At 70.0% G+C, this 247-nt stretch carries 1 protein-coding gene; it reads left to right on the forward strand.

The features are described from left to right. Positions 1 to 53 precede the first annotated feature (53 nt). Positions 54 to 247: hypothetical protein (locus ACSNOK_RS35540; RefSeq protein WP_436784801.1), on the forward strand; the 194-nt coding region annotated here is incomplete at its 3' end.

A 247-nucleotide genomic window follows, 5' to 3' on the forward strand; every position in this document is an offset into this window, starting at 1 on the left:
CTGTCGTGCCAGCCCGAAACGGCGAAAGGCCTCCGACTGGAGCGGCAACCGACGTGGCGATGATGCTCGCCAAGCTGTTCGCGGCGCTGCGCGCGAGCGGCGTCGACGAGAAGGTGGCGCAGGAGGCAGCCGAGGAGGCTGCGGGCGTCGACGTCAAGGTGGCCGAGCTCAAGGGCGCCTTCGGTGACCTGCGCTCCGAGGTTCGGGTCGTGCAGGGCGGCATGGCGATCGTCGTCGCGGTGATCCT

The organism is Streptomyces sp. URMC 126, from assembly GCF_051386555.1.
GTDB lineage: Bacteria > Actinomycetota > Actinomycetes > Streptomycetales > Streptomycetaceae > Streptomyces.